Origin of the sequence: Pseudomonas sp. P7758, assembly GCF_013386485.1 — a bacterium.
Lineage (GTDB): Bacteria > Pseudomonadota > Gammaproteobacteria > Pseudomonadales > Pseudomonadaceae > Aquipseudomonas.
The window spans coordinates 16,271-36,946 of the sequence record NZ_JACARS010000066.1; the positions used below are offsets into that span (position 1 = coordinate 16,271).

A 20,676-nucleotide genomic window follows, 5' to 3' on the forward strand; every position below is an offset into this window, starting at 1 on the left:
CTGGAGCGCCGTCGTCGCGCTGGCAGCGCGTTCGCGCTTACAGGCTCTATCTGGCAGCGATCGCGCTGGAGTGCCTCCAGTGAGACTGAGCGAGAGCTGGCTGTCGTGGTGCGCAATGCCAACTCTCTTCGAGTTGCACCCCAAGTCTTTGAATATAAGTCAATACATGGGCTGTTCAAATTCCTCCGGTCATGCTAAAACCTTCGAAGCGCTTTTCCTAGCTGCTTGAAAAAGAAGGGAAAAATATGACGAAGTCGGAGTTGATCGAACGAATTGTCACCCATCAAGGGCTGCTCTCATCCAAGGATGTGGAGCTGGCCATCAAGACCATGCTTGAGCAGATGTCCCAATGTCTGGCTACCGGCGATCGGATTGAAATTCGTGGGTTTGGTAGCTTCTCGCTGCACTATCGTGCGCCTCGTGTGGGGCGCAACCCAAAAACCGGGCAGTCCGTCAGCCTTGACGGCAAGTTCGTGCCTCATTTCAAGCCGGGCAAGGAATTGCGCGATCGGGTGAACGAAGACGAAGAAGAAAGCGTCTGAGTGTTTTTGGGGTAGGAGAAGGTTATGCGTGGGGTTAAGCGCGTTGTTCTGGTGCTGGCTATGCTAATTGTCGTGCTGGCAGTGTTGGGGTTCGTGCTGGAAAACCAGCAGGGCGCGTCTCTTTCATTCCTGGGCTGGGTGACCGGGCAGATGCCGGTGTCGGTGTTTGTGGTCGTGGCCTTGATAATTGGAATGCTGCTGGGACCGCTGTTTAGTGTCATCGTTGGGTGGGGCCGACGTCAAAAGTCCATGCCCGCAAGGCGTGGGTAGAGCTTCCATGGTTATTGTGTCACTCGCGAGCCGTTCGTCGGATTTTTCTGGTGCGGTGCGCATCGGTTACGTCGAGTGATCGGTATGTGGTAAGTCCGGCGATACCACTGACTATTGTTTCGCGGCTACGAAATTTGCTTTTCTGCCCTTTTCGGACGGCCTATATAAGGGTTGCCCCTATCTGTGCAGGAAGACTCCTACAGATATGTCAAGACTTGTAATATGTCAGTGAGATGGCAAAATGGAATCTGTTCTCGATAACAGGCATTTTGTGCGCTAAAGTCCGGCAGCGACGCTGGGTTTTTTCGGCCATATAACTAAAATAAAAATACACAATCTTGTCTGCATAACGAGCCCGCAGTTTCTCTTTGAAGGCAGGTTTTTGTTGTGAGTAGTAGCTTCCGTGCTCCCCCGGTTCGATCGTCCGACGAAATTGATTTTGTGCGACTTTTCGCGTCTGTCTGGCAACAAAAAAAACTTCTGCTTTTCGTCACTCTCGGGGCGGGATTGATTGCGGCGTCCTACGCATTTTTAGCTGCCCCTGTATATAAGGTCAGCACGGTTTTGCGGCCTGCGGCGATTAATGATTTGGATGCGCTAAATCGATCAGAGATATATCAGCTTCCTCCGGCTGACGCGCTCCTCAAAGTGGGCGCAGCGCTCGACTCTTATGATACGCGCCTGAGCTATTTCAAGAAAAACCAGAAGCTTTTCGAGAAATTTGTTCGTCCTGGGCAGACTCTGGAGCAGAGTTTTCAGGAGTTCAATCATGACTCTATTCGTTTGATTCTTCCTGATGCAGATAAGAAAAACTCGCTGAGTTCTTACATCAAGCTCGAGATGATGTATCCGAAAGGCGTCGACGGCGTCTCTATTCTTAATGGCTTTGTCGACTACGCTATCGAAAGTGAGCGCGAACGCGTCACGGCTGATTTGAATGTGATCGTTAAAAACCGTTTGAGGGAGCTTAAAGGCAAGCTCGATTCGGCTCGCTCAAACTACGATATTGAAAAAGAAGCCAAAATAGCGTCATTGCGAGAAGCTGACTCGTTGAAACGCGCGCAATTGCAGGATGAGTTGAAGGCGCTGCGTTCTCAGTTGAAAACCTTGCGTAGCGACCGTATTGCTCAGCTGAATGAGGCTATAGGGATTGCCCGTTCCCTGGGCATTCAAAAGCCGGCTACGCCTTCTTCACTTGGTGAATCGGCCGTGACGAACGCTGGTAGCGTGATGCGTACGGAGGTGAACAACCAGCAGATCCCACTTTATTTTATGGGGGTAGATGCGCTTAAGGCTGAGCTTGCTGCATTGCAGTCACGCAAGTCGGATGATTTTACCGAGTCGCGCATCGCTCAAATCGCCAAGGAACTTCAGTTGCTCGCATCCAACCGAGAGATTGAGGTCCTGGATGCTCGAAAAAATGAAGATATCTTTCTTGCGGGCGTTCAACCGTTGAGAACAGAGATTTTCCGTTTGAGTAGCCTGAATATCGACCTGGCGAAGCTGCGGCTGGTGAGTATTGACCAGCAGGCCCTTGAGCCGTTGGTTCCGTCGAGTCCGAATCGTCCATTGATCATTTTTCTTGGCCTGCTCCTGGGGGCGATTGTCGCGATTGGTATTGCGTTGGTCAGGCAGGGGTTACGTGCTGTTCGCGACAATGCAGAACGCGATGGGCACGAGCCGGCAGGCTCACTTCTCCATTCGGTCGCTCAGTTGGATCGGCAACAAGAGCCTGGCAATAAGTTAAACCGAAAATAACTCCAAGGCCGTGAAGCTTTTGGCTTCACGCGTTTTCCCCTCGGGGCCGTATTTCTTGCTTTCATACGGAACCTGCATTACGTGCTTGCGCAACTGTGAACCGCCGAGGGGCATTCCTGGGTGGTTTCTCGGCTATCAAAAGTTACTAAGCTTTGCGTCGAGTCTTCATGGCGTTTCGGCATTTGATCTTTGTTTACTTGTGCGGGCGTCAAGCGTCCTGCACAGGTTTGTATTGTTGGTTTAATAGTTGATGGTGCACCGCCTAATACGGTTTGATGTGGATTTTTATGTGCGGTCTCCAGGTTAATGGCTTATGGCTAGTATTGGTTCGGAATTTGATAAGGGCGTCCCGTTCGGCCAGGTCGGTCGTGCAGAGTGCGCTGGCGATTAGTAACGAGCTGCATGGCACAGTCGGGCGTGGGCCCAATTGCGATCTCGGATAGGTCGGGTTCCTGTGGGGCAATAACCAAAAGCCCAATTTCAATGAGAGGTTGCGACGCACCATTGCGGTGAAGCGACTCACCGCAATGGTGCGGTAAAACGTTGTCCTGTCCTGAACTGAGTGGGGGATGATGGGGTCTCATGGGGCGTGTGGTTGAGCCAGCCAGGCGTTATGTTGGCACGCTTGTTGATGATATGCTGCGCTGCAAAGCAGAGGCGGTTGCAGTTGGAGCGGCGAAAACTCGCTTGCGCGTAATCGGTAGGTCAGGCAGGGGCATGGCAGCGTTGCTGGTTTCCAGACTGATTCTCTGACTAAATAATGATATGGAATCGTTGGTAATCTAATGACTTTAAAGATCTTGAGTGTTTTCGGTACGCGACCGGAAGCTATAAAAATGGCTCCATTAGCTTTAGCGTTGAATGCAGATGAGCGTTTTGAGGCCAAAATCTGCGTCACGGGTCAACACCGTGAAATGCTGGATCAAGTGTTAGAGTTATTTAAACTTGAACCTGACTTTGATCTTAATATCATGAAGTCGGGTCAAGACCTTACCGACGTGACAACTGGTATTCTTCAGGGAATGAAAGAGGTCTTCCGGACTTATCGGCCGGATATTGTCTTGGTGCATGGTGATACCGCTACGACCTTTGCAACTACATTGGCGGCGTACTATCAGCAAATTCCTGTGGCTCATATCGAAGCTGGGCTTCGCACCGGAAATTTATATTCTCCCTGGCCGGAAGAGGCCAATCGAAAGTTGACGGGAGCACTCGCGCTTCTTCACTTCGCTCCTACTGAACGATCGCAACAGAATTTACTGCGTGAAGGGGTGTCACCTGACGCGATTCATGTGACTGGGAATACTGTAATCGACGCTCTGCTTGAGGTCGTACAGAAGCTCGAGACCAATGACCAGTTAAAACAGAAGTTCTCCAAGCAGTTCGCATTTTTACCTGCTCAACGCCGCGTCATCCTTGTGACAGGGCATCGGCGTGAAAGCTTCGGCGATGGATTCGAAAGGATCTGCAGTTCGTTGGCTTCGATTGCCCATGAGTTTGATGATGTGGAGATCGTGTACCCCGTTCATTTGAATCCAAATGTCCGTGAACCGGTCAACCGTTTGTTGGCTGGTATAAAAAATATTCACCTCATCGAACCATTGGATTATCTACCTTTTGTCTATTTGATGAATCGGTCGTACTTGATTCTGACGGACTCCGGTGGTGTGCAGGAAGAGGCACCTTCTTTGGGCAAGCCCGTGCTGGTCATGCGGGACACTACCGAGCGGCCTGAGGCGATTGAGGCGGGTACCGTTAGATTGGTCGGTACAGAGAAGGACAAGATAGTTCACCACTTGCGTGAGCTTTTACTTGATCAGAAGGCTTACGAGGAGATGAGCGTTGCTCATAATCCTTATGGTGACGGTCACGCCTGCATGCGTATTGTTAATGCTCTAGCCACTTTCAAAAATTAAGGTTTGGTCATGGATTTTTCCACTATTTCTGTAATTGGTTTGGGCTATATCGGTTTGCCAACCGCAGCCGTTTTTGCTGCGCGAAAGTTAAAGGTCATTGGTGTCGACGTTAATCAAAAGGCCGTCGATACGATCAACGGCGGACAGATTCATATCGTTGAGCCTGATTTGGACATAGTCGTGCACGCGGCCGTGACCGAGGGGTATCTGCGCGCCAGTACACGACCTGAGCCGGCGGACGCCTTCTTGATTGCGGTGCCCACTCCTTTCAAGGATGGTCATGCTCCGGACCTTTCTTACATTGAGTCCGCAAGCAAATCCATTGCGCCAGTATTGAAAAAGGGTGATCTGGTCATCCTCGAGTCCACTTCTCCCGTGGGTGCGACTGAAAAGATGTCGGCATGGCTGGCTGAAGCACGCCCTGACCTGACGTTCCCGCAGACCCATGGCGAGGCGTCGGACATTCGCGTGGCTCACTGCCCTGAGCGCGTGCTTCCCGGTCACGTGTTGCGCGAGTTGGTACAGAATGATCGCGTCATCGGCGGGATGACACCCAGGTGCTCAGAAGCCGCCACACGTCTGTACAAATTGTTTGTAGAGGGCGAGTGCATTATCACCAACGCCCGAACAGCAGAAATGTGCAAGTTGACCGAGAACAGCTTTCGCGATGTGAATATTGCCTTCGCGAACGAATTGTCGATGATATGCGATAAGTTCGATGTCGATGTGTGGGAGCTTATCAAGCTCGCCAACCGGCACCCTCGCGTCAATATCCTCCAACCAGGACCTGGCGTGGGTGGGCATTGCATCGCCGTCGACCCTTGGTTCATCGTTAGTCAGGCTGAAGGCCAGGCGAAACTGATCCAAACTGCACGCGAAGTCAATGACTCAAAACCGTCGTGGGTTATGGAGAAAGTTGATGCTGCTGTGGCCGATCATCTGTCGAGTCACCCCGGGAAGTCGGAAAAAGACATTGTTATCGCGTGCTTCGGCCTGGCATTCAAACCTGATATTGACGACCTGCGGGAAAGTCCATCTCTGGAAATTACGAAAAATATCTCAAGCCGGCACGCCGGGAAGGTTATTGTCGTAGAACCTAATATTGATTCTCTGCCTGCGACGTTGCCGAACGCTGAGTTGTGCACAATAGAAGAAGCGTTTGAGCGCGCGGATGTCTTGTTGTTACTGGTGGATCACAAGCCATTCAAAAGTGTTTCTTCTTCACTTCTCGAGGGTCGCCGGATTGTTGATACCCGGGGAATCTGGCTTGTATGAAAATTCTTCCGGTTATTATGTCTGGAGGCTCGGGAACGAGACTCTGGCCGCTTAGCAGAACTCTTTACCCGAAGCAGTTTCTGGCAATTTCGGGGCGGGAGACGTTGTTTCAGCAGGCGATTGCCCGACTGTTGAAGATTGACGGTCAAGGCTCGGATTTATTGGCTCCATGCATCGTTGCCAACGATGAGCATCGTTTCCTGTGTCTCGACCAGATCCGGGAAATGAACGTTTCTAAAGCTGTTGTCATTCTTGAACCGGTAGGACGCAATACGGCCCCTGCGCTTACGTTGGCGGCGCTTTATGCGCGCGATGAGGTGGGAGAGGAGATTGACCCGGTTCTGGTCGTTGTCCCGGCCGACCAGATGATTCTCGATATTCAAGCTTTTACTGACACGGTCAGTAAAGCGGTCGATGTTGCGAAAGACGGCAGCATTGTGATCTTGGGGATTACGCCTGATCGCCCTGAGACGGGTTATGGTTATATCCACTCGGCAGATCCCTCTACCGTCAAGAGGGTGGATGCGTTTGTTGAAAAGCCTGAGCGGACAACCGCAGAAAAATACCTGGAAGATGGAAGCTATTTCTGGAATAGCGGTATTTTTGTGCTGCGCGCGTCAGTCTGGTTGAAAGCACTGGGCGCGTTCAGAAGTGACATCTTCGATGCCACTGAGGCCGCGTGGAAGGGCCGAGTTGAAGATAATGGGTTTATTCGACCACAACTTGACGCGTTTTCCCTGATACCGCCTGAGTCGATTGACTATGCCGTGATCGAGCATTGCGCGAAAACGCCTTCAGCTGGCCTGACGTTGAAAATGCTCACGATGGATGCCGGTTGGTCTGACCTTGGAGCATGGGATGCTGTTTGGCGTTCGAGTGAAAAGGACGAAAAACAAAACGCTACCCATGGCGACGTAATAATAGACTCCAGCTCCAATACATTGGTTTACGCCTCTCACCGTTTGGTAACGGCCGTGGGGCTTGAAAATATTGTTATCGTCGAGACGCCTGATGCCGTATTGGTTGCGGATAAAGATCGTAGCCAGGGTGTGAAGGCTATTGTCGAAGCGTTGAATATCAAGGCCAGGCCAGAATCAAAGCTTCATCGTCGTGTTCATCGCCCATGGGGCTGGTACGACAGCATAGATTCGGGCTCGCGCTTTCAGGTGAAGCGGATATTGGTGAAGCCGAAAGCAACCTTGAGTTTGCAGAAGCATTACCATCGGGCGGAGCATTGGATTGTTGTGTCTGGCACCGCTGAAGTCACCTGTGAAGATCGTGTTTTTCAGCTGAACGAAAACCAGAGTACTTATATCCCTATTGGCCATGTTCATCGCCTTTCCAATCCTGGCACCATTCCTCTTGAGATCATAGAGGTGCAGTCGGGAACGTACTTGGGTGAGGATGATATTGTTCGATTTGACGATACCTATGGACGTGTTTAAGGCTTAAATTTTTAGGAGTTGTACAGATGCAGAAGCATGCGCTGGTTACTGGTGTTACAGGTCAGGATGGGGCTTACCTTGTCGAACTGCTGCTGTCCAAGGGTTATAAGGTCTATGGCGCCTATCGCCGCACAAGTTCTGTAAGTTTCTGGCGATTAGAGGAACTTGGTGTTTTTGGGCATGATGATCTTCATCTTGTCGAATTTGATTTGACTGATCTCTCCGGAACTATTCGTTTAATTCAGAATTGCGCCCCGGACGAGGTTTATAACCTGGCGGCTCAAAGCTTCGTAGGCGTTTCCTTCGATCAGCCAATTACAACCGCGCAGATTACCGGAGTCGGTGCGCTTAATTTGCTCGAAGCGATCCGAATAGTAAATCCGAAGATTCGTTTCTATCAAGCTTCGACATCTGAAATGTTCGGGCTGGTACAGGCTGTTCCTCAATCTGAAAGCACGCCTTTCTACCCACGCAGCCCTTACGGTGTTGCGAAGTTGTTTGCGCATTGGACAACCATCAACTATCGCGAATCATATGATATTTTTGCCACCAGCGGCATTCTGTTCAATCATGAGTCTCCGCTGCGAGGAAAAGAGTTTGTTACTCGTAAAATTACCGATGCTGTCGCCAGTATCGAAATGGGCGAGCAGCAAGTGCTGGAACTCGGAAACATGGATGCCAAGCGCGACTGGGGTTTCGCTAAAGAGTATGTAGATGGCATGCACCGGATGTTGCAGATCGACACACCGGAAACATTTGTGCTTGCTACCAACCGCACTGAAACCGTTCGTGATTTTGTTGCCATGAGCTTCAAGGCCGTAGGGGTTGATATCGATTGGTCTGGAAGTGGCGAGAACGAATTCGGCGTTGACCGTCGTACCGGCATCACCCGGGTAAAAGTTAACCCACGCTTCTATCGACCCGCGGAAGTCGAGTTGTTGATTGGCGACGCTTCGTTTGCAAAAGAGCGGTTAGGCTGGAAACCAGAAACGACGCTGGAGCAACTGTGCCAGCTGATGGTTGAAGCTGACTTGAGAAGGGTTCGCAATGGCACTTCAAAGTAAAGATCGGACAGTACTGATTACAGGGCTCTCGGGTTTTACTGGAAAGCATTTGGCGCAAAGCCTCACCAAGGCCGGCTGGCGGGTTGCCGGCCTTGGTGGGGAGCGCCTGGCCTGTGAGTTTGACCACTTGGATGCGGACCTGAATGACACGGCGCGACTCAGTGGTTGGATAAAGCAGGTTCAGCCCACCCATGTTATTCACTTGGCCGCGCTGGCGCATGTCACCAGCAGCGATGCCTTGTCATATTACCGAGTCAATGTATTGGGTACAGAAAGCCTTCTTAATGCGATTAAGGAGGCTGAGGTGGTCGTTGAAAAAATCATCATTGCGAGCAGTGCAAACATTTACGGGAACGCTATTTCATCGCCCATTTCAGAAAGCAGTGAACCGCAGCCCGTTAATCATTACGCACTGAGCAAGCTGACGATGGAGGCCCTCGTTCGCAAGTGGTTCTCTCGTATGCCTATATTGGTGGTACGGCCATTCAATTACACTGGACCCGGCCAGTCGGAGTCATTCGTTTTCTCCAAGATCGTGGGCGCATTTGCCCGTGGAGAAAAGGAACTCAGATTGGGCAATCTGGATGTATCCCGCGACTTGTCTGATGTCGGTTTTGTGGTGGAGGCCTATTCAAGGCTGTTGACGTCCAATCAACGTGGTGAGTTTATAAATATCTGCTCGGGGCGCAGCATTTCCTTACTGAGCGTGATTGATGAAATGGAACAGATTGCAGGTTATCGGCCAACGATAACAGTTGATCCTGCCTTTGTCAGGGAAGATGAAGTTAAAGAGCTTTATGGTAGTCCGGCCAAGCTCTTTGATGTGGTAGGCGAAATTAATGTGCCTAGTTTGCACGATACATTGTTGTCAATGTATCAGCAGAAGGCACGTGTTTAATACGGTTGGCAAGTAACGGGTTGGTGCACTGTGCGTATATGTTTTTTTGCTAATATGTCCGCTCACGCTAATTGGCGCGAGATGTTTGATAAAGTTGAGTTTTATCGGGTTGATATTCGAATTCTCAAGGAGCTCGGACACGAAGTCGTTCTGTCTGGGACGCCGGGCACTCTAGATTGGAAGGCTGATCTCTATTTTTGCTGGTGGTGGGGGCATTCACCATTTCCGTTGCTCGCCGGAAAGCTACGTCGTCGTCCGGTGATCGTAACTGGCGCTTTTGACTACTCCACCTGCCGGAAGGAAATTCCGGGTCTTTGCTATCTGGATCGCCCGTTATGGCAGAAGGCGGTACTGCGCACCTCGTTGTTATTAGCCGATCGAAACTTGTTTATCTCACGCTCTGAGTGTGAAGAGGTTACATCTAACCTGCCGGTTAGGAACCCGGTGTACGCGACGCTGGCGATTGATACGGATTACTATTCTCCTGGCGAGCTTTCAGCGGTCGAATCGGATTATTTTTTTACAGTGACCTGGACAAGTCGTACAAACGCCATTCGTAAGGGACTCATTCCGACGATAGAAGCGTTCGCAAAAGTTTCGTCTCATTCAAGTCATCTTCGACTTGTCGTTGCTGGTAAGCACGGCGATTACCTGCAGGAACTAAAAGATTTGGCGCAGCGCCTGGGTGTAGCAGACAAGGTGGAGTTTGTCGGGATGATTTCCGATGAGGAGAAATTGCATCATTACAGGAATTGCCTAGCTTATGTTCAACCGACACTCTATGAAGGTTTTGGACATGCGATCGGCGAAGCGCTGGCGTGTGGCGCGCGGGTAATCACCTCGCCACGGGGCGCGGTGCCGGAAGTCGCAGGCGACTTCGCTTACTGGGTTCAGCCAGATAGCCAGGAGGAAATTGCAGCGGCCATGGCGGCAGTTGTGGCGACACCGGTTTGTGCTGAAGACGCCAAAGCCAGGCATCAGTGGATTTCCTCGAATTATTCCATCGCGGCCCGTCGTGTGGCGCTTAAGAGTGTTCTGGATTCCTTATCACCGGTGAAATAAATGAGAGCGTCGTTGAGAATATTTATAAAGGTAGATGGCGGTACCGTGTGTTGAATCGTCTGATCGGCATGTTTGAGAACTCAAAGCTTTTGCAGCTTATTGTTATTACGGCCTGTATTCAGGGTGGCGTAATAATAAGTCAGTTTTTAATCACGCCTTGGGTTGATCCTTCAGTGGTCGGTACGGTGCGCTCGCTGGAAACAATTATCGCACTGGTGGTACTTGCGGGCAGTTTGGGCATGCAGAGTATCGCTATCCGCGACACCGCGGCGAGCAATGGTGTTTTTCACCAAAGTGAAGTGCTTCGCCAGGTTTTTTTGTTAGTTGCGATGGCTTCAGGTGTAGTGATCTCAGGGGTATATATAGCGCATGAGTTTTTATTCACTTCAGTGATCAGTTCATATGTTTTTAATGCCTGTGGCCTGGTCCTGCTAACTAATCTGCTTCGTGTGACTACGGGATTTGCCCAAGGTGCGAAGGCAATGCGCGAAATCTATTTCGTGCTGATGCTGGTTACGTCCATTGGCGTTATTATGCATGTTGTATTGACGAAACTGTTTGGCATCAAAGGGTGGATGGTCGCTCGTTACATTGGAGAGTTTTCCTGTCTTGCTGCGATATGGTGGAAGCTACGAGCTCATATTGTGCTGGCGTTGGATTTTCGTTGTGTGAATCGCAGCGCATTGGTGGCTAGCGCCAAGTCCGGGGCGATTAACAATGCAGGTCTATTTGTTCGTTTGTTAGTGGACAGTTTGCCTGTTTTGATGTTGACCGCCTATCATGTAAAAGCTGATGAAATTGGATTTTTTGGTATTGCCATATTGAGTCTCATACTTGGTTTACTTCCGTTGGCAATAATTGCGCAAAGGGCGCTGCCAGACTTGGTAGAAGTAATCAATAATAAAAGTGAGCTCCGCGACAGGTATCACGCACTTTCCAAAAGCATGTTGAAGATTTCGTCTACGGTTGCACTGTTGCTAATTTCAGTCTCTACAGTGTGGGCGTTGTTTGTTGGTGGTGCTTATAAGCAGACCGCGATCTATGTAATTGTGCTGGCATTGACCCTGCCCTTGAAGGCCGTTGCACTTACGAGCGGTACGCTACTGGTCGCGTTGCGTATTTTTGGTTTGAGCCTCAAAACCAATATCGTCGAAGGCTTGTTTGTTTTTTTGATTCTATACGTAGGTATCCCCATTTTGGGTGCTTGGTCTGGAGTCCTGGGATATTTCGTTGGTGCTGCGTTGTCCTCAGTACTTCTCCTGGTTGCGGTGAGAGCCCGCCTCGCTGAATTATGATCCAAGAGGTGAAAACGTTGGAAAATAAATATACAGAGCAAGAGGGCTTGTTACCCAAACCAGGGAAAGGGGTTTTCGATTGTTTTAGTTTTGGTTTTTTCTTTCTGGTTATATGGTTCGCAGGTGTCATCGTCCCTCTGTATCCCTTTATCATGGGGTTTGACGGGTTTACTCAATATTGGGAGTATCCTTTTTTCGATAAGGACAGCTCTATAGGTTATGCAGTTTTACTGTATGCCGGGACGTTGATTTTCGTTTTGATGGGGTGCTGGCTGGGGCGAAAAACTTATCTTAGTTTTCCCGGTAGAACTCGCAACATCGTAAGCTCAAGGATTTTTTTTCAAAGGGCAGTTATATTTACCTTGGTGGCGTTGCTAGGATTTTTAACTATCCTTTTTATTCTGGGGGGGATATCCGGTTTGCTTCAGGGCGCCAGTGATCGGATAAGGGCGTTTGCAGGGTTAAACGGCCTGTTTCTTCTGGAAAACCTGATGCTTTCTGTCTCGCTTGCCTGGTTCATACGTTTGACGCGTAGTGGAAAAAAATCACGTGCCGAGCGTTTTTGTTTCTGGCTGTACTTTTTGGGCGGGTTATTTATTTGCGCGCTTCAAGGGCAGAAGTCAACAATCTTCATTATCATATTGTCGTTGATTATAGTCCGGCACTATCGTGTCAAACGTGTCAACCTCGTAAAAGGTGCTGTGCTCGGCGCAGTAATGTTTGTTTCTCTGATGGCTTACCACTTGTTTAAGCAAGAGTATCTCGCAACAGGTAAGTTTTATTTTGTCGATGAAAATCAAGGTGTCTTTTTATCGTTTGTTCATTTTTTAGCGATACAGTTCACGGGTAATTTGATGCAGTTGCAAACAATGACCGTGCTCATAGACGCTATGCCACAGAAGCTAGAGTGGCAAAACGGTTCAATGCTGCTGATGGTCGTATTGATCTTGTTACCTTCGGGGCTTTTTCCTGACAAGCCGCTCACCACTGCCGGCGTATTTACAAGTGCTTTTTGGCCAGATAAATGGCTCACGGAAGGAACGACATTGCCGCCGGGCATATTTGGCGAGATTTATATGAATTTTGGCACCTTAGGCGTATTGTTCGGCGGCTTTTTTATCGGGCTTATAGGTGGGCGGCTTTATGGCGCAGTCGTCTATAACCCTAAAAGTGATAGAGCATTGGGTATCTATGCATTGGCAGTCGCATCCATGCTTCATTTTTTTCGTGGGGAACTGGCTTCGGTCGTTCTTCTCATGGCGTCTATATCGCTTCCTTTTTTATTCTTGAGCTCAAAGCGCGAAGAGCCAGTCAATAACCCAATCTAGAGAAACTGATATGTGCGGAATTTTGGGCTACATTCACAACGGAACGCGGGAATCTATTGACTTCTCTTCAGCGCTTTCGTTTATTCGACGTCGTGGGCCTGATGATCAAGGCGTCTGGGCCGATACCGACGTTGGTGTATGGTTGGGCCAGGTGCGCCTTTCCATTCTCGATACCACTTCCGCCGGTCACCAACCCATGGTCTCTGCCGATGGGCGAGTGGTCATGGTGTTTAACGGTGAAATCTATAACTTTCGGGAGTTAAGGGCTCATCTCGAAGCGGCGGGGGATCATTTTTCCAGCCAGTCCGACTCCGAAGTATTGCTCGCACTGTTCTGTCGTTATGGGATTGAGTGTTTAAACCGCTTGAACGGGATTTTCGCGGTCGTATTCTGGGAACGCGACACTGAAACGCTTTGGGTGGCTCGAGATCAGATGGGCGTCAAACCCCTCTATATCCATTCCAGTGATGGTTGTTTTGCATTTTCAAGTGAAATGAAGGGCTTGATCCGAGGCGGCTTCAGTAAAACTGAAATCGACCCGCAAGCCGTACTCGCGCACCTTGGTTTTCTCTGGTCGCCGGGTGATCGGACGATCGTGCGGGATATCAAAAAGGTTCTACCTGGCCAAGCGTTATGCGTCCGTAATGGGCATATCGAGAAGAGCTGGTTTTACTACGAACTGCCGATTTCCGAGAAACCCCTGACGAAAACGGTTGCTGATGTCGCTGTTGATGTCGCCGATGCCGTCAGGACTGCCGTCCAGCGTCAGTTGGTGTCTGACGTACCCTTGGGTTCATTCTTGTCAGGCGGCTTGGACTCCAGTGCCATCGTCGCGTTTGCAGCGCAGGAAATGCGCGATAAGGGGCGGTTGCAGTGCTTCAGTATCCGTGTAGACAACGGCTCCACTGCGAACGAGGGGTTCGCCGATGACCTTCCGTACGCACAGCGCGTTGCCAAGCATCTGGATGTCGACCTGCATGTCGTAGGCGTCGGCGATGAGATGATGGATCGTTTGCCTGAAATGGTTTATCTGCTCGATGAACCTACGCCGGATCCGGCGGCGCTGAATGCGTTGTTCATCTCGGAACTGGCAAGCCAGAACGGCATCAAGGTTCTGCTGTCGGGTGCCGGGGGAGATGATATTTTCACGGGCTATCGTCGTCATTTCGCGTTGGCGCAAGAGCGTTGGTGGGGCGGAATGCCTCGACCGCTGCGTTCGGTTTTGGCCAGCAGTTCAAACCTGCTTCCTGCATCCTCTCCGCTGTCTCGTCGTCTCGGGAAGGCTTTTCGCTATGCGGACTTGCCTGCTGATGATCGCTTGATCAGTTATTTCCTCTGGCTTGAACCTGAACAGGCGTATGGCCTGTTGGCGCCAGACTTGCGACGCCAGCTGGCGGCCGATGATCTGTTTGCGCCGATGCGAGAAACACTTTCGCGGCTGCCTTCGGATGCCACGCCCCTTGATAAAATGCTCACCCTGGAGTGCAAGCATTTTCTCACCGATCACAATCTCAACTACACCGACAAGATGGGTATGGCGACGGGCGTTGAAGTGCGTGTGCCGCTGCTGGATCTTGACCTGGTCCGCCTGGCTGGCTCACTGCCATCGGATATCAAGCAAAAAGGCCGGGAAGGGAAATGGATTTTCAAGAAGGCCATGGAACCCTATCTGCCTCACGACGTCATCTACCGGCCCAAGACGGGCTTCGGTGTACCGCTTCGCAACTGGTTGCAAGGACGCCTGAAGCCTTTGGTCGATGAGGTGCTTTCTCCTGCATCCCTGCTGAAAAGGGGGATATTCGATCCCAAAGCGGTGGCGCATCTGGTCGAAGCAGATCGTTCAGGCCGGATAGACGCTGCTTATACGTTGTTTGGCATCGTTTGCATGGAACTCTGGTGCAAACAGTATCTGGACGGCGATTTCGCCCTCGACGGTTGAGTGGGCGGCGACGCCACGGCCTTATCCGATGGTAGGATACATAGCTCTATACAAGTTTCTCAGTGATGAGTGAATTTTTAACTTTATTGGTGTGAATGCATGAAGCAGGTTGTTCAGAACATGGCTAGCGGTGAGACGTCATTGGTTAATGCACCCGCTCCCGCCGTTCGTAGTGGCACGCTAAAGATCCATACAACCAATACGCTGATTTCTGCCGGCACGGAACGCATGCTGGTAGGGTTTGGCCGTGCCAACTGGTTGGAAAAAGCTCGCCAGCAACCTGACAAGGTCCGCATGGTTCTGCAAAAGGTCCAGACCGATGGCTTGGCGACAACGGTGGAAGCCGTTCGCTCGAAGCTTGCGCAGCCGTTGCCGCTTGGATACTGCAACGTGGGTGTTGTGGGGGCCGTGGGCAATGATGTGTCCGGGTTCAAGCCGGGCGACCGTGTGGTTTCCAATGGTCCTCATGCCGATATCGTTGTTATTCCCAAGAACCTGTGTGCCTTGATTCCGGACTCGGTCAGCGACGAAGCCGCTTCGTTTACCGTGCTTGCCAGCATCGGCTTGCAGGGCATTCGTCTGGCTCAGCCGACATTGGGGGAAACCTTTGTAGTCACCGGCGTAGGTCTGATCGGACTGATGACGGTCCAGCTCCTGCGGGCTCAAGGCTGCCGGGTACTTGCCGTTGACTTCGATGAGCAAAAGCTGGCATTGGCTCGCAGTTATGGCGCCGAAACCTGCAACCCCGGCAAGGGCGAAGATGTTGTTTCGGCGGGAATGACATTCAGCCGCGGAAGAGGGGTGGATGGCGTCATCATTACGGCGTCGACCAAGTCGTCCGACCCGGTCACCCAGGCGGCACACATGTGCCGTAAGCGTGGGCGCATTGTTCTGGTAGGGGTAACCGGGCTTGAGTTGAGTCGAGCCGACTTCTATGAGAAGGAACTGACATTCCAGGTTTCATGTTCTTACGGGCCCGGGCGCTACGATCCGAGTTACGAAGATCAAGGTAACGACTTCCCGATAGGTTTCGTTCGCTGGACTGAGCAGCGCAACTTCGAAGCCGTCCTGGACATGCTCGCCAGCGGCCAATTGGAGGTCAACTCGTTGATCTCCCATCGGGTTGCATTCGAAGACGCCGCGGATGCCTATCAGACGCTTACGACGGATAATTCGGCGCTGGGCATCATTCTTCAGTACACCTCGGAAGAGACCGAGCGAAACATCAAGGAAGTGGTGCTGGCACCTGGTGCGGTAGCCAGTTTCGACCCGGTCAAACCCGTGGTGGGCTTCATCGGTGCAGGAAACTATGCATCAAGAATGCTGATACCGGCATTCAAGGCCGCAGGGGCTCAGTTCCATACGATTGTGACTGCCGGTGGCATCAACGGTGTAATACACGGCAGCAAGGCCGGATTTGCACAAGCCTCGACTGATATCAGTGCGATGCTTGGCGAGAGCACGATCAACACTGTTGCAATTGTCACCCGGCACGACAGCCATGCCCGTTTTGTCGCGCAAGCGCTGGAGGCGGGTAAACATGTGTTCGTCGAAAAGCCATTGGCAATTGAAGCCCAGGATCTGGCAACGGTTGAAGAGGCCTATCGAAAGGCTGTCGAACAAGGGCTCAAGCCACATTTGATGGTGGGGTTCAATCGACGCTTTTCGCCGCAGGTGCAAAAGATGAAGGCGTTGCTCTCGGCTGTAAAAGAGCCCAAGTCTTTCATCATGACGATGAATGCCGGAGCGATTCCCGCAAATCACTGGACCCAGGACCCGTCAGTCGGCGGTGGGCGCATTATTGGCGAAGCGTGTCATTTCATCGACCTGATGCGTTTTCTCGCGGGCAGCAAAATTGTTTCGATCCAGGCCCGCAGAATGGGCGATACGCCTGCTGTTGCCATTACGGAAGATAAAGCGGCGATCACCCTGGGGTTTGAGGATGGCTCTTTCGGCACCATCCTCTATCTGGCCAATGGCGCTTCAAGCTTTCCAAAAGAGCGAGTTGAAGTTTTCGCTGCCGGACGCGTCCTGCAACTGGATAACTTCCGCAAGTTGAAGGGTTTCGGCTGGCCGGGCTTCAGCAAGCTGAATCTCTGGAAACAGAACAAGGGGCAAAGCGAGTGCGCTGCAGCTTTCCTGGCAGCGGTGCAAAACGGGGCGGTCACGCCGATCACTTCCGATGAGATTTTCGAAGTGGCGCGCGTGAGCATTGAAGTTGCCCGGATTCTGCGCGAGCAATGAGCCTTCTTCTTGTTAAAGCCAAAACTGCGATAGCTCTCGGTTTTGGCAATCTGGCGCGTGCATTGACGTATCGGCTCGGGGTCAAGACTGGCTTGAACCCGGTCCGACGCCTTCGGGCTGAAATTCCTCAAGGCCCGTTTTTTGCGGAAAGTGCGAGGCAGGCCGGCTCGTTGCCATGTGCGTCCCAATGGGATTCCCAGGTCCGGTATTTCGGGTTCTGGGAGTGCCCGGTATCGGACGCACCCCCTGACTGGCATTTGAATCCGCTGAATGGAGTTCGAGTGCCTGATCCCGGCCGGGAATGGTGGCGGATTCCTGATTTTGATGCCGCTGTCGGTGATATCAAGAATATCTGGGAAGCTTCGCGATTTGACTGGACGTTGGTCTTTGCCCAGAAGTCCTGTGTTGGCGGGTCTTCAGGGACGGCGCAGTTAAACGGTTGGTTGACGGATTGGTGTGTCAACAATCCTCCCTATTGCGGTCCGAACTGGAAGTGCGGTCAGGAGGCGTCCATTCGTGTCCTGCACCTGGCGATGAGTTCGGTCATTGTCGAACAGTTTGCCAACCCGTTGCCGGGGCTTGTGGATCTGGTCCGACTGCACCTCAAGCGTATCGAGCCGACGCTGAGCTATGCGATGGCTCAGGACAATAACCACGGGACTTCCGAGGCGGCTGCACTTTTTGTCGGCGGCAGTTGGTTGACCTCAAGCGGTTGCCCCGAGGGCGAACGCTGGCAGCGATTGGGGCGCAAATGGCTCGAAAACCGGGCCGCTCGGCTGATCGAGCAAGATGGCAGTTTCAGCCAGTACTCCGTCAATTATCATCGGGTGATGCTCGACACATTTTCCATGGTTGAAATCTGGAGAAACAAGCTGGGGCTCCCGGCGTTCTCCGCCACGTTCCAACTCAGGGCTCGCACAGCCGCGCATTGGTTATTTTCGTTGGTCGACGAGCACACTGGAGATGCTCCGAACATTGGCGCAAATGATGGTGCCCGGCTGCTGCCACTGACGGATACGGACTATCGCGACTTCAGGCCTTCGGTCCAGTTGTCCATGGCGTTGTTTGCCGGAAAGAGAGCCTATGAGGCGGCAGGTGAATGGGATTTGCCACTGCAATGGCTGCTGCTGCCCGGCCCATCGGCGGTAGCGGAGCGTCCAGGTAGCCAGCTGTTTGATCAGGGTGGTTATGCATTGTTGCGGCGTGAACAAACCTTCGCTGTATTGCGCTACCCGCGCTTCCGGTTTCGCCCCAGCCAGGCCGATGCCCTGCATGTGGATCTATGGCGTGCAGGCATTAACCTGCTCCGGGATGCAGGTACCTTCAGCTACAACACCTCTGCCCAGTGGCTGAGTTATTTTCCGGGTACCGCCAGCCACAACACCCTTCAATTTGATGGGCGAGACCAGATGCCGAGGCTCAGCCGGTTTCTGTTCGGGGAGTGGTTGCGTACGCGCCAGGTCGAAAGCCTGGTTGAGCAGGCTGGAACAAGCGCCTGCGGCGCCACGTATATCGACGGTAACGGCGTCCGTCATAAGCGGCATGTGAGCCTGAGCGACACCGGCATGCTGGTCAGGGATGAATTTAGCGGATTCAAGGATCGTGCAGTTCTACGCTGGCGTTTGCAGCCGGGGGACTGGCGGCTTGAGGGCGACGTCCTGACCAACGGCTCCCATCGATTGTCGGTTGCAGGCAGCATGCCTATCGTGCGACGAGCGCTCGTCCAGGGTTGGGAGTCTCGTTACTACTTACAAAAAACTGAAGTGCCGGTGCTTGAGGTTGAGGTGACTTCGGCGGGCGTTTTGACTACGGAGTATCACTGGTAGACATGAAAGTCCTTTATTTTCATCAGCATTTTTCTACTCCGAAAGGAACAATCGGAATCCGGTCCTATGAGATGGCCCGTCGTCTGGTTGCGAGAGGGCACCAGGTAACCATGGTCTGTGGCAGCTATGGTGGCGGCGAAACGGGGCTGGAGAGCCCTTTCGTTGGTGGAAAACGCAAAGGTACCGTCGACGGTATCGAGATCATCGAATTTGACCTGGCGTACTCCAACAGCGATGGCCTGTTCGTTCGAGCGCTCAGCTTTTTAAAGTTTGCAGTGCGCAGTATCGGGATTGCGCTAACCGAGCGCTACGATCTGGTTTTCGCGACCACCACGCCATTGACAGCCGGTATCCCCGGGATATTCGCCCGGTGGTTTCGTAATAAGCCGTTTGTATTTGAGGTCCGGGATCTCTGGCCCGAACTGCCGAAAGCGATGGGCGTCATTCGTAATCCATTGATCCTTGCCGCCATGTCTTTTCTTGAGTGGGCGAGTTATCGCTCGGCTCACCGACTCATCGGGTTGTCGCCAGGTATTGTGGATGGCATTGCGCACCGCGGTGTGGCGCGTGACCGAATCGAAATGATCCCAAACGGTTGTGACCTTGATATTTTCAACACGCCTGCTGAGCCATGGTTGCCGGCAGGAGTGGATAAAAGCCATCTGGTAGCGGTCTTCGCGGGTACTCATGGAGTGGCCAACAAGCTGGACGCGGTGCTCGATGCGGCTCGAGAGCTTAAACTGCGAAAGCGCGATGATATCCGGCTGGTTTTGATCGGGCAGGGCAAGCTCAAGCCCGCGCTTCAGAAGCGTGCAGCGGAAGAACAGCTGGACAATGTGATATTTCATGCCCCGGTGAACAAGGCCCGGTTGTCCGGTTTGATGGCCAGCGCGGACCTGGGGCTGCAGATATTGGCAAACGTACCGGCCTTTTACTACGGAACGTCGCCTAACAAGTTTTTCGACTATATCGCGTCAGGGTTGCCTGTTTTAAATAACTACCCGGGCTGGCTCGCCGAGATGATTTCCACCGAGAACTGCGGTTTTGTCGTACCTGCAGATGATGCTGCGCTTTTCGCAGATGCTTTGATACAGGCGGCAGATGACCGTGACGAGCTGCGGGCGAAGGGCGCACGAGGCAGAGAATTGGCGGTCAGAGAGTTTGACCGGCGTAAATTGGCTGACCGGTTTGTAGATTGGCTGGAGGGTGGTGTTAGATGATCAAGCGTGGATTTGATTTATTTGCGTCGTTGCTTGGACTAATTCTGCTTTCGCCGGTCATAGCAATTATTGCCTGGAACATTCGCAAGAAGTTGGGCTCTCCCGTCTTGTTTCGCCAGGTGCGACCAGGTCGGAACGGCAAGCCTTTCGAAATGATCAAGTTCCGTACGATGCGAGATGCTCATGATGCAAATGGTGAGCCTTTACCGGACTCCCAGCGCATGACAGCCTTTGGCAGCTTTCTGCGCTCCAGTAGCCTGGATGAATTGCCTGAATTGTGGAATGTGGTCAAGGGCGATATGAGCCTGGTAGGTCCACGACCGTTACTGATGGAATACTTGCCTCTCTACAGCGTCGAGCAATATCGTCGTCATGAGGTTCGCCCTGGCGTCAGCGGTTGGGCGCAGATCAACGGTCGGAACGCAATTGAATGGGAAGAAAAGTTCAAGCTGGATACCTGGTACGTCGACAATCAGTCTTTTTGGCTGGATATGAAGGTGATTTTCCTGACAATCAAGAAAGTTCTGGTGCGTGACGGTATCAGTGCCGAAGGCGAAGCTACCGCGCCGAAGTTCACAGGTTCCAAGCCATGAG

At 52.0% G+C, this 20,676-nt stretch carries 16 protein-coding genes; all 16 read left to right on the forward strand.

Going from position 1 to position 20,676, the window contains the following annotated elements; all coding sequences use genetic code 11:
• The first annotated feature begins 245 nt into the window (after positions 1 to 245).
• The 16 genes from ihfB to HX873_RS14285 all read left to right on the forward strand — a co-directional run bounded on the left by ihfB (position 246) and on the right by HX873_RS14285 (position 20,675).
• Positions 246 to 542 carry an integration host factor subunit beta gene (gene ihfB / locus HX873_RS14210; protein WP_008437689.1) on the forward strand — a complete coding sequence of 99 codons (297 nt, stop codon included), beginning with the start codon at positions 246 to 248 and terminating at the stop codon, positions 540 to 542.
• Between the two features lie 24 nt (positions 543 to 566).
• On the forward strand, positions 567 to 812 hold the full coding sequence (locus HX873_RS14215) for a lipopolysaccharide assembly protein LapA domain-containing protein (RefSeq protein ID WP_008437692.1): 246 nt from the start codon (positions 567 to 569) through the stop codon (positions 810 to 812).
• Between the two features lie 387 nt (positions 813 to 1,199).
• Positions 1,200 to 2,570 carry a Wzz/FepE/Etk N-terminal domain-containing protein gene (locus tag HX873_RS14220; protein WP_174717776.1) on the forward strand — a complete coding sequence of 457 codons (1,371 nt, stop codon included), beginning with the start codon at positions 1,200 to 1,202 and terminating at the stop codon, positions 2,568 to 2,570.
• A gap of 785 nt (positions 2,571 to 3,355) precedes the next feature.
• Positions 3,356 to 4,486 carry a non-hydrolyzing UDP-N-acetylglucosamine 2-epimerase gene (gene wecB / locus HX873_RS14225; RefSeq protein ID WP_177122828.1) on the forward strand — a complete coding sequence of 377 codons (1,131 nt, stop codon included), beginning with the start codon at positions 3,356 to 3,358 and terminating at the stop codon, positions 4,484 to 4,486.
• A 9-nt stretch (positions 4,487 to 4,495) separates the two neighbouring features.
• Positions 4,496 to 5,761, forward strand: a complete 1,266-nt coding sequence (gene wecC, locus HX873_RS14230; RefSeq protein WP_177122829.1) for a UDP-N-acetyl-D-mannosamine dehydrogenase — start codon at positions 4,496 to 4,498, stop codon at positions 5,759 to 5,761.
• Positions 5,758 to 7,206, forward strand: coding sequence for a mannose-1-phosphate guanylyltransferase/mannose-6-phosphate isomerase (locus HX873_RS14235; RefSeq protein ID WP_008437697.1), 1,449 nt, complete (start codon positions 5,758 to 5,760; stop codon positions 7,204 to 7,206). The genes wecC and HX873_RS14235 overlap by 4 nt, the downstream gene beginning before the upstream one ends.
• 26 nt (positions 7,207 to 7,232) lie before the next feature.
• Positions 7,233 to 8,270, forward strand: coding sequence for a GDP-mannose 4,6-dehydratase (gene gmd, locus HX873_RS14240; RefSeq protein WP_008437698.1), 1,038 nt, complete (start codon positions 7,233 to 7,235; stop codon positions 8,268 to 8,270).
• A complete protein-coding gene (locus tag HX873_RS14245) occupies positions 8,254 to 9,168 on the forward strand; it encodes a GDP-mannose 4,6-dehydratase (protein ID WP_008437699.1) in 915 nt (304 codons plus the stop codon). Before gmd ends, HX873_RS14245 begins: the two co-directional genes overlap by 17 nt.
• 81 nt (positions 9,169 to 9,249) lie before the next feature.
• Positions 9,250 to 10,230 (forward strand): glycosyltransferase, encoded by a 981-nt coding sequence (locus tag HX873_RS31795; protein WP_238544257.1) that lies wholly within the window; start codon positions 9,250 to 9,252, stop codon positions 10,228 to 10,230.
• 47 nt (positions 10,231 to 10,277) lie between these two features.
• Positions 10,278 to 11,525, forward strand: a complete 1,248-nt coding sequence (locus HX873_RS14255; RefSeq protein ID WP_008437701.1) for a lipopolysaccharide biosynthesis protein — start codon at positions 10,278 to 10,280, stop codon at positions 11,523 to 11,525.
• An 8-nt stretch (positions 11,526 to 11,533) separates the two neighbouring features.
• Positions 11,534 to 12,853: an oligosaccharide repeat unit polymerase gene (locus HX873_RS14260; RefSeq protein WP_238544258.1), complete on the forward strand. Its 1,320-nt coding sequence runs from the start codon at positions 11,534 to 11,536 to the stop codon at positions 12,851 to 12,853.
• A gap of 10 nt (positions 12,854 to 12,863) precedes the next feature.
• Positions 12,864 to 14,792: an asparagine synthase (glutamine-hydrolyzing) gene (asnB, locus tag HX873_RS14265; RefSeq protein ID WP_102368426.1), complete on the forward strand. Its 1,929-nt coding sequence runs from the start codon at positions 12,864 to 12,866 to the stop codon at positions 14,790 to 14,792.
• Between the two features lie 99 nt (positions 14,793 to 14,891).
• Complete coding sequence (locus HX873_RS14270) at positions 14,892 to 17,036, forward strand: bi-domain-containing oxidoreductase (protein ID WP_177122830.1); 2,145 nt, start codon at positions 14,892 to 14,894, stop codon at positions 17,034 to 17,036.
• 281 nt (positions 17,037 to 17,317) lie between these two features.
• Complete coding sequence (locus HX873_RS14275) at positions 17,318 to 18,862, forward strand: heparinase II/III-family protein (RefSeq protein WP_371136004.1); 1,545 nt, start codon at positions 17,318 to 17,320, stop codon at positions 18,860 to 18,862.
• A gap of 2 nt (positions 18,863 to 18,864) precedes the next feature.
• On the forward strand, positions 18,865 to 20,082 hold the full coding sequence (locus HX873_RS14280) for a glycosyltransferase family 4 protein (RefSeq protein WP_087693685.1): 1,218 nt from the start codon (positions 18,865 to 18,867) through the stop codon (positions 20,080 to 20,082).
• Positions 20,079 to 20,675, forward strand: a complete 597-nt coding sequence (locus tag HX873_RS14285; RefSeq protein WP_032899673.1) for a sugar transferase — start codon at positions 20,079 to 20,081, stop codon at positions 20,673 to 20,675. Before HX873_RS14280 ends, HX873_RS14285 begins: the two co-directional genes overlap by 4 nt.
• The last annotated feature ends 1 nt before the right edge of the window (position 20,676 follow it).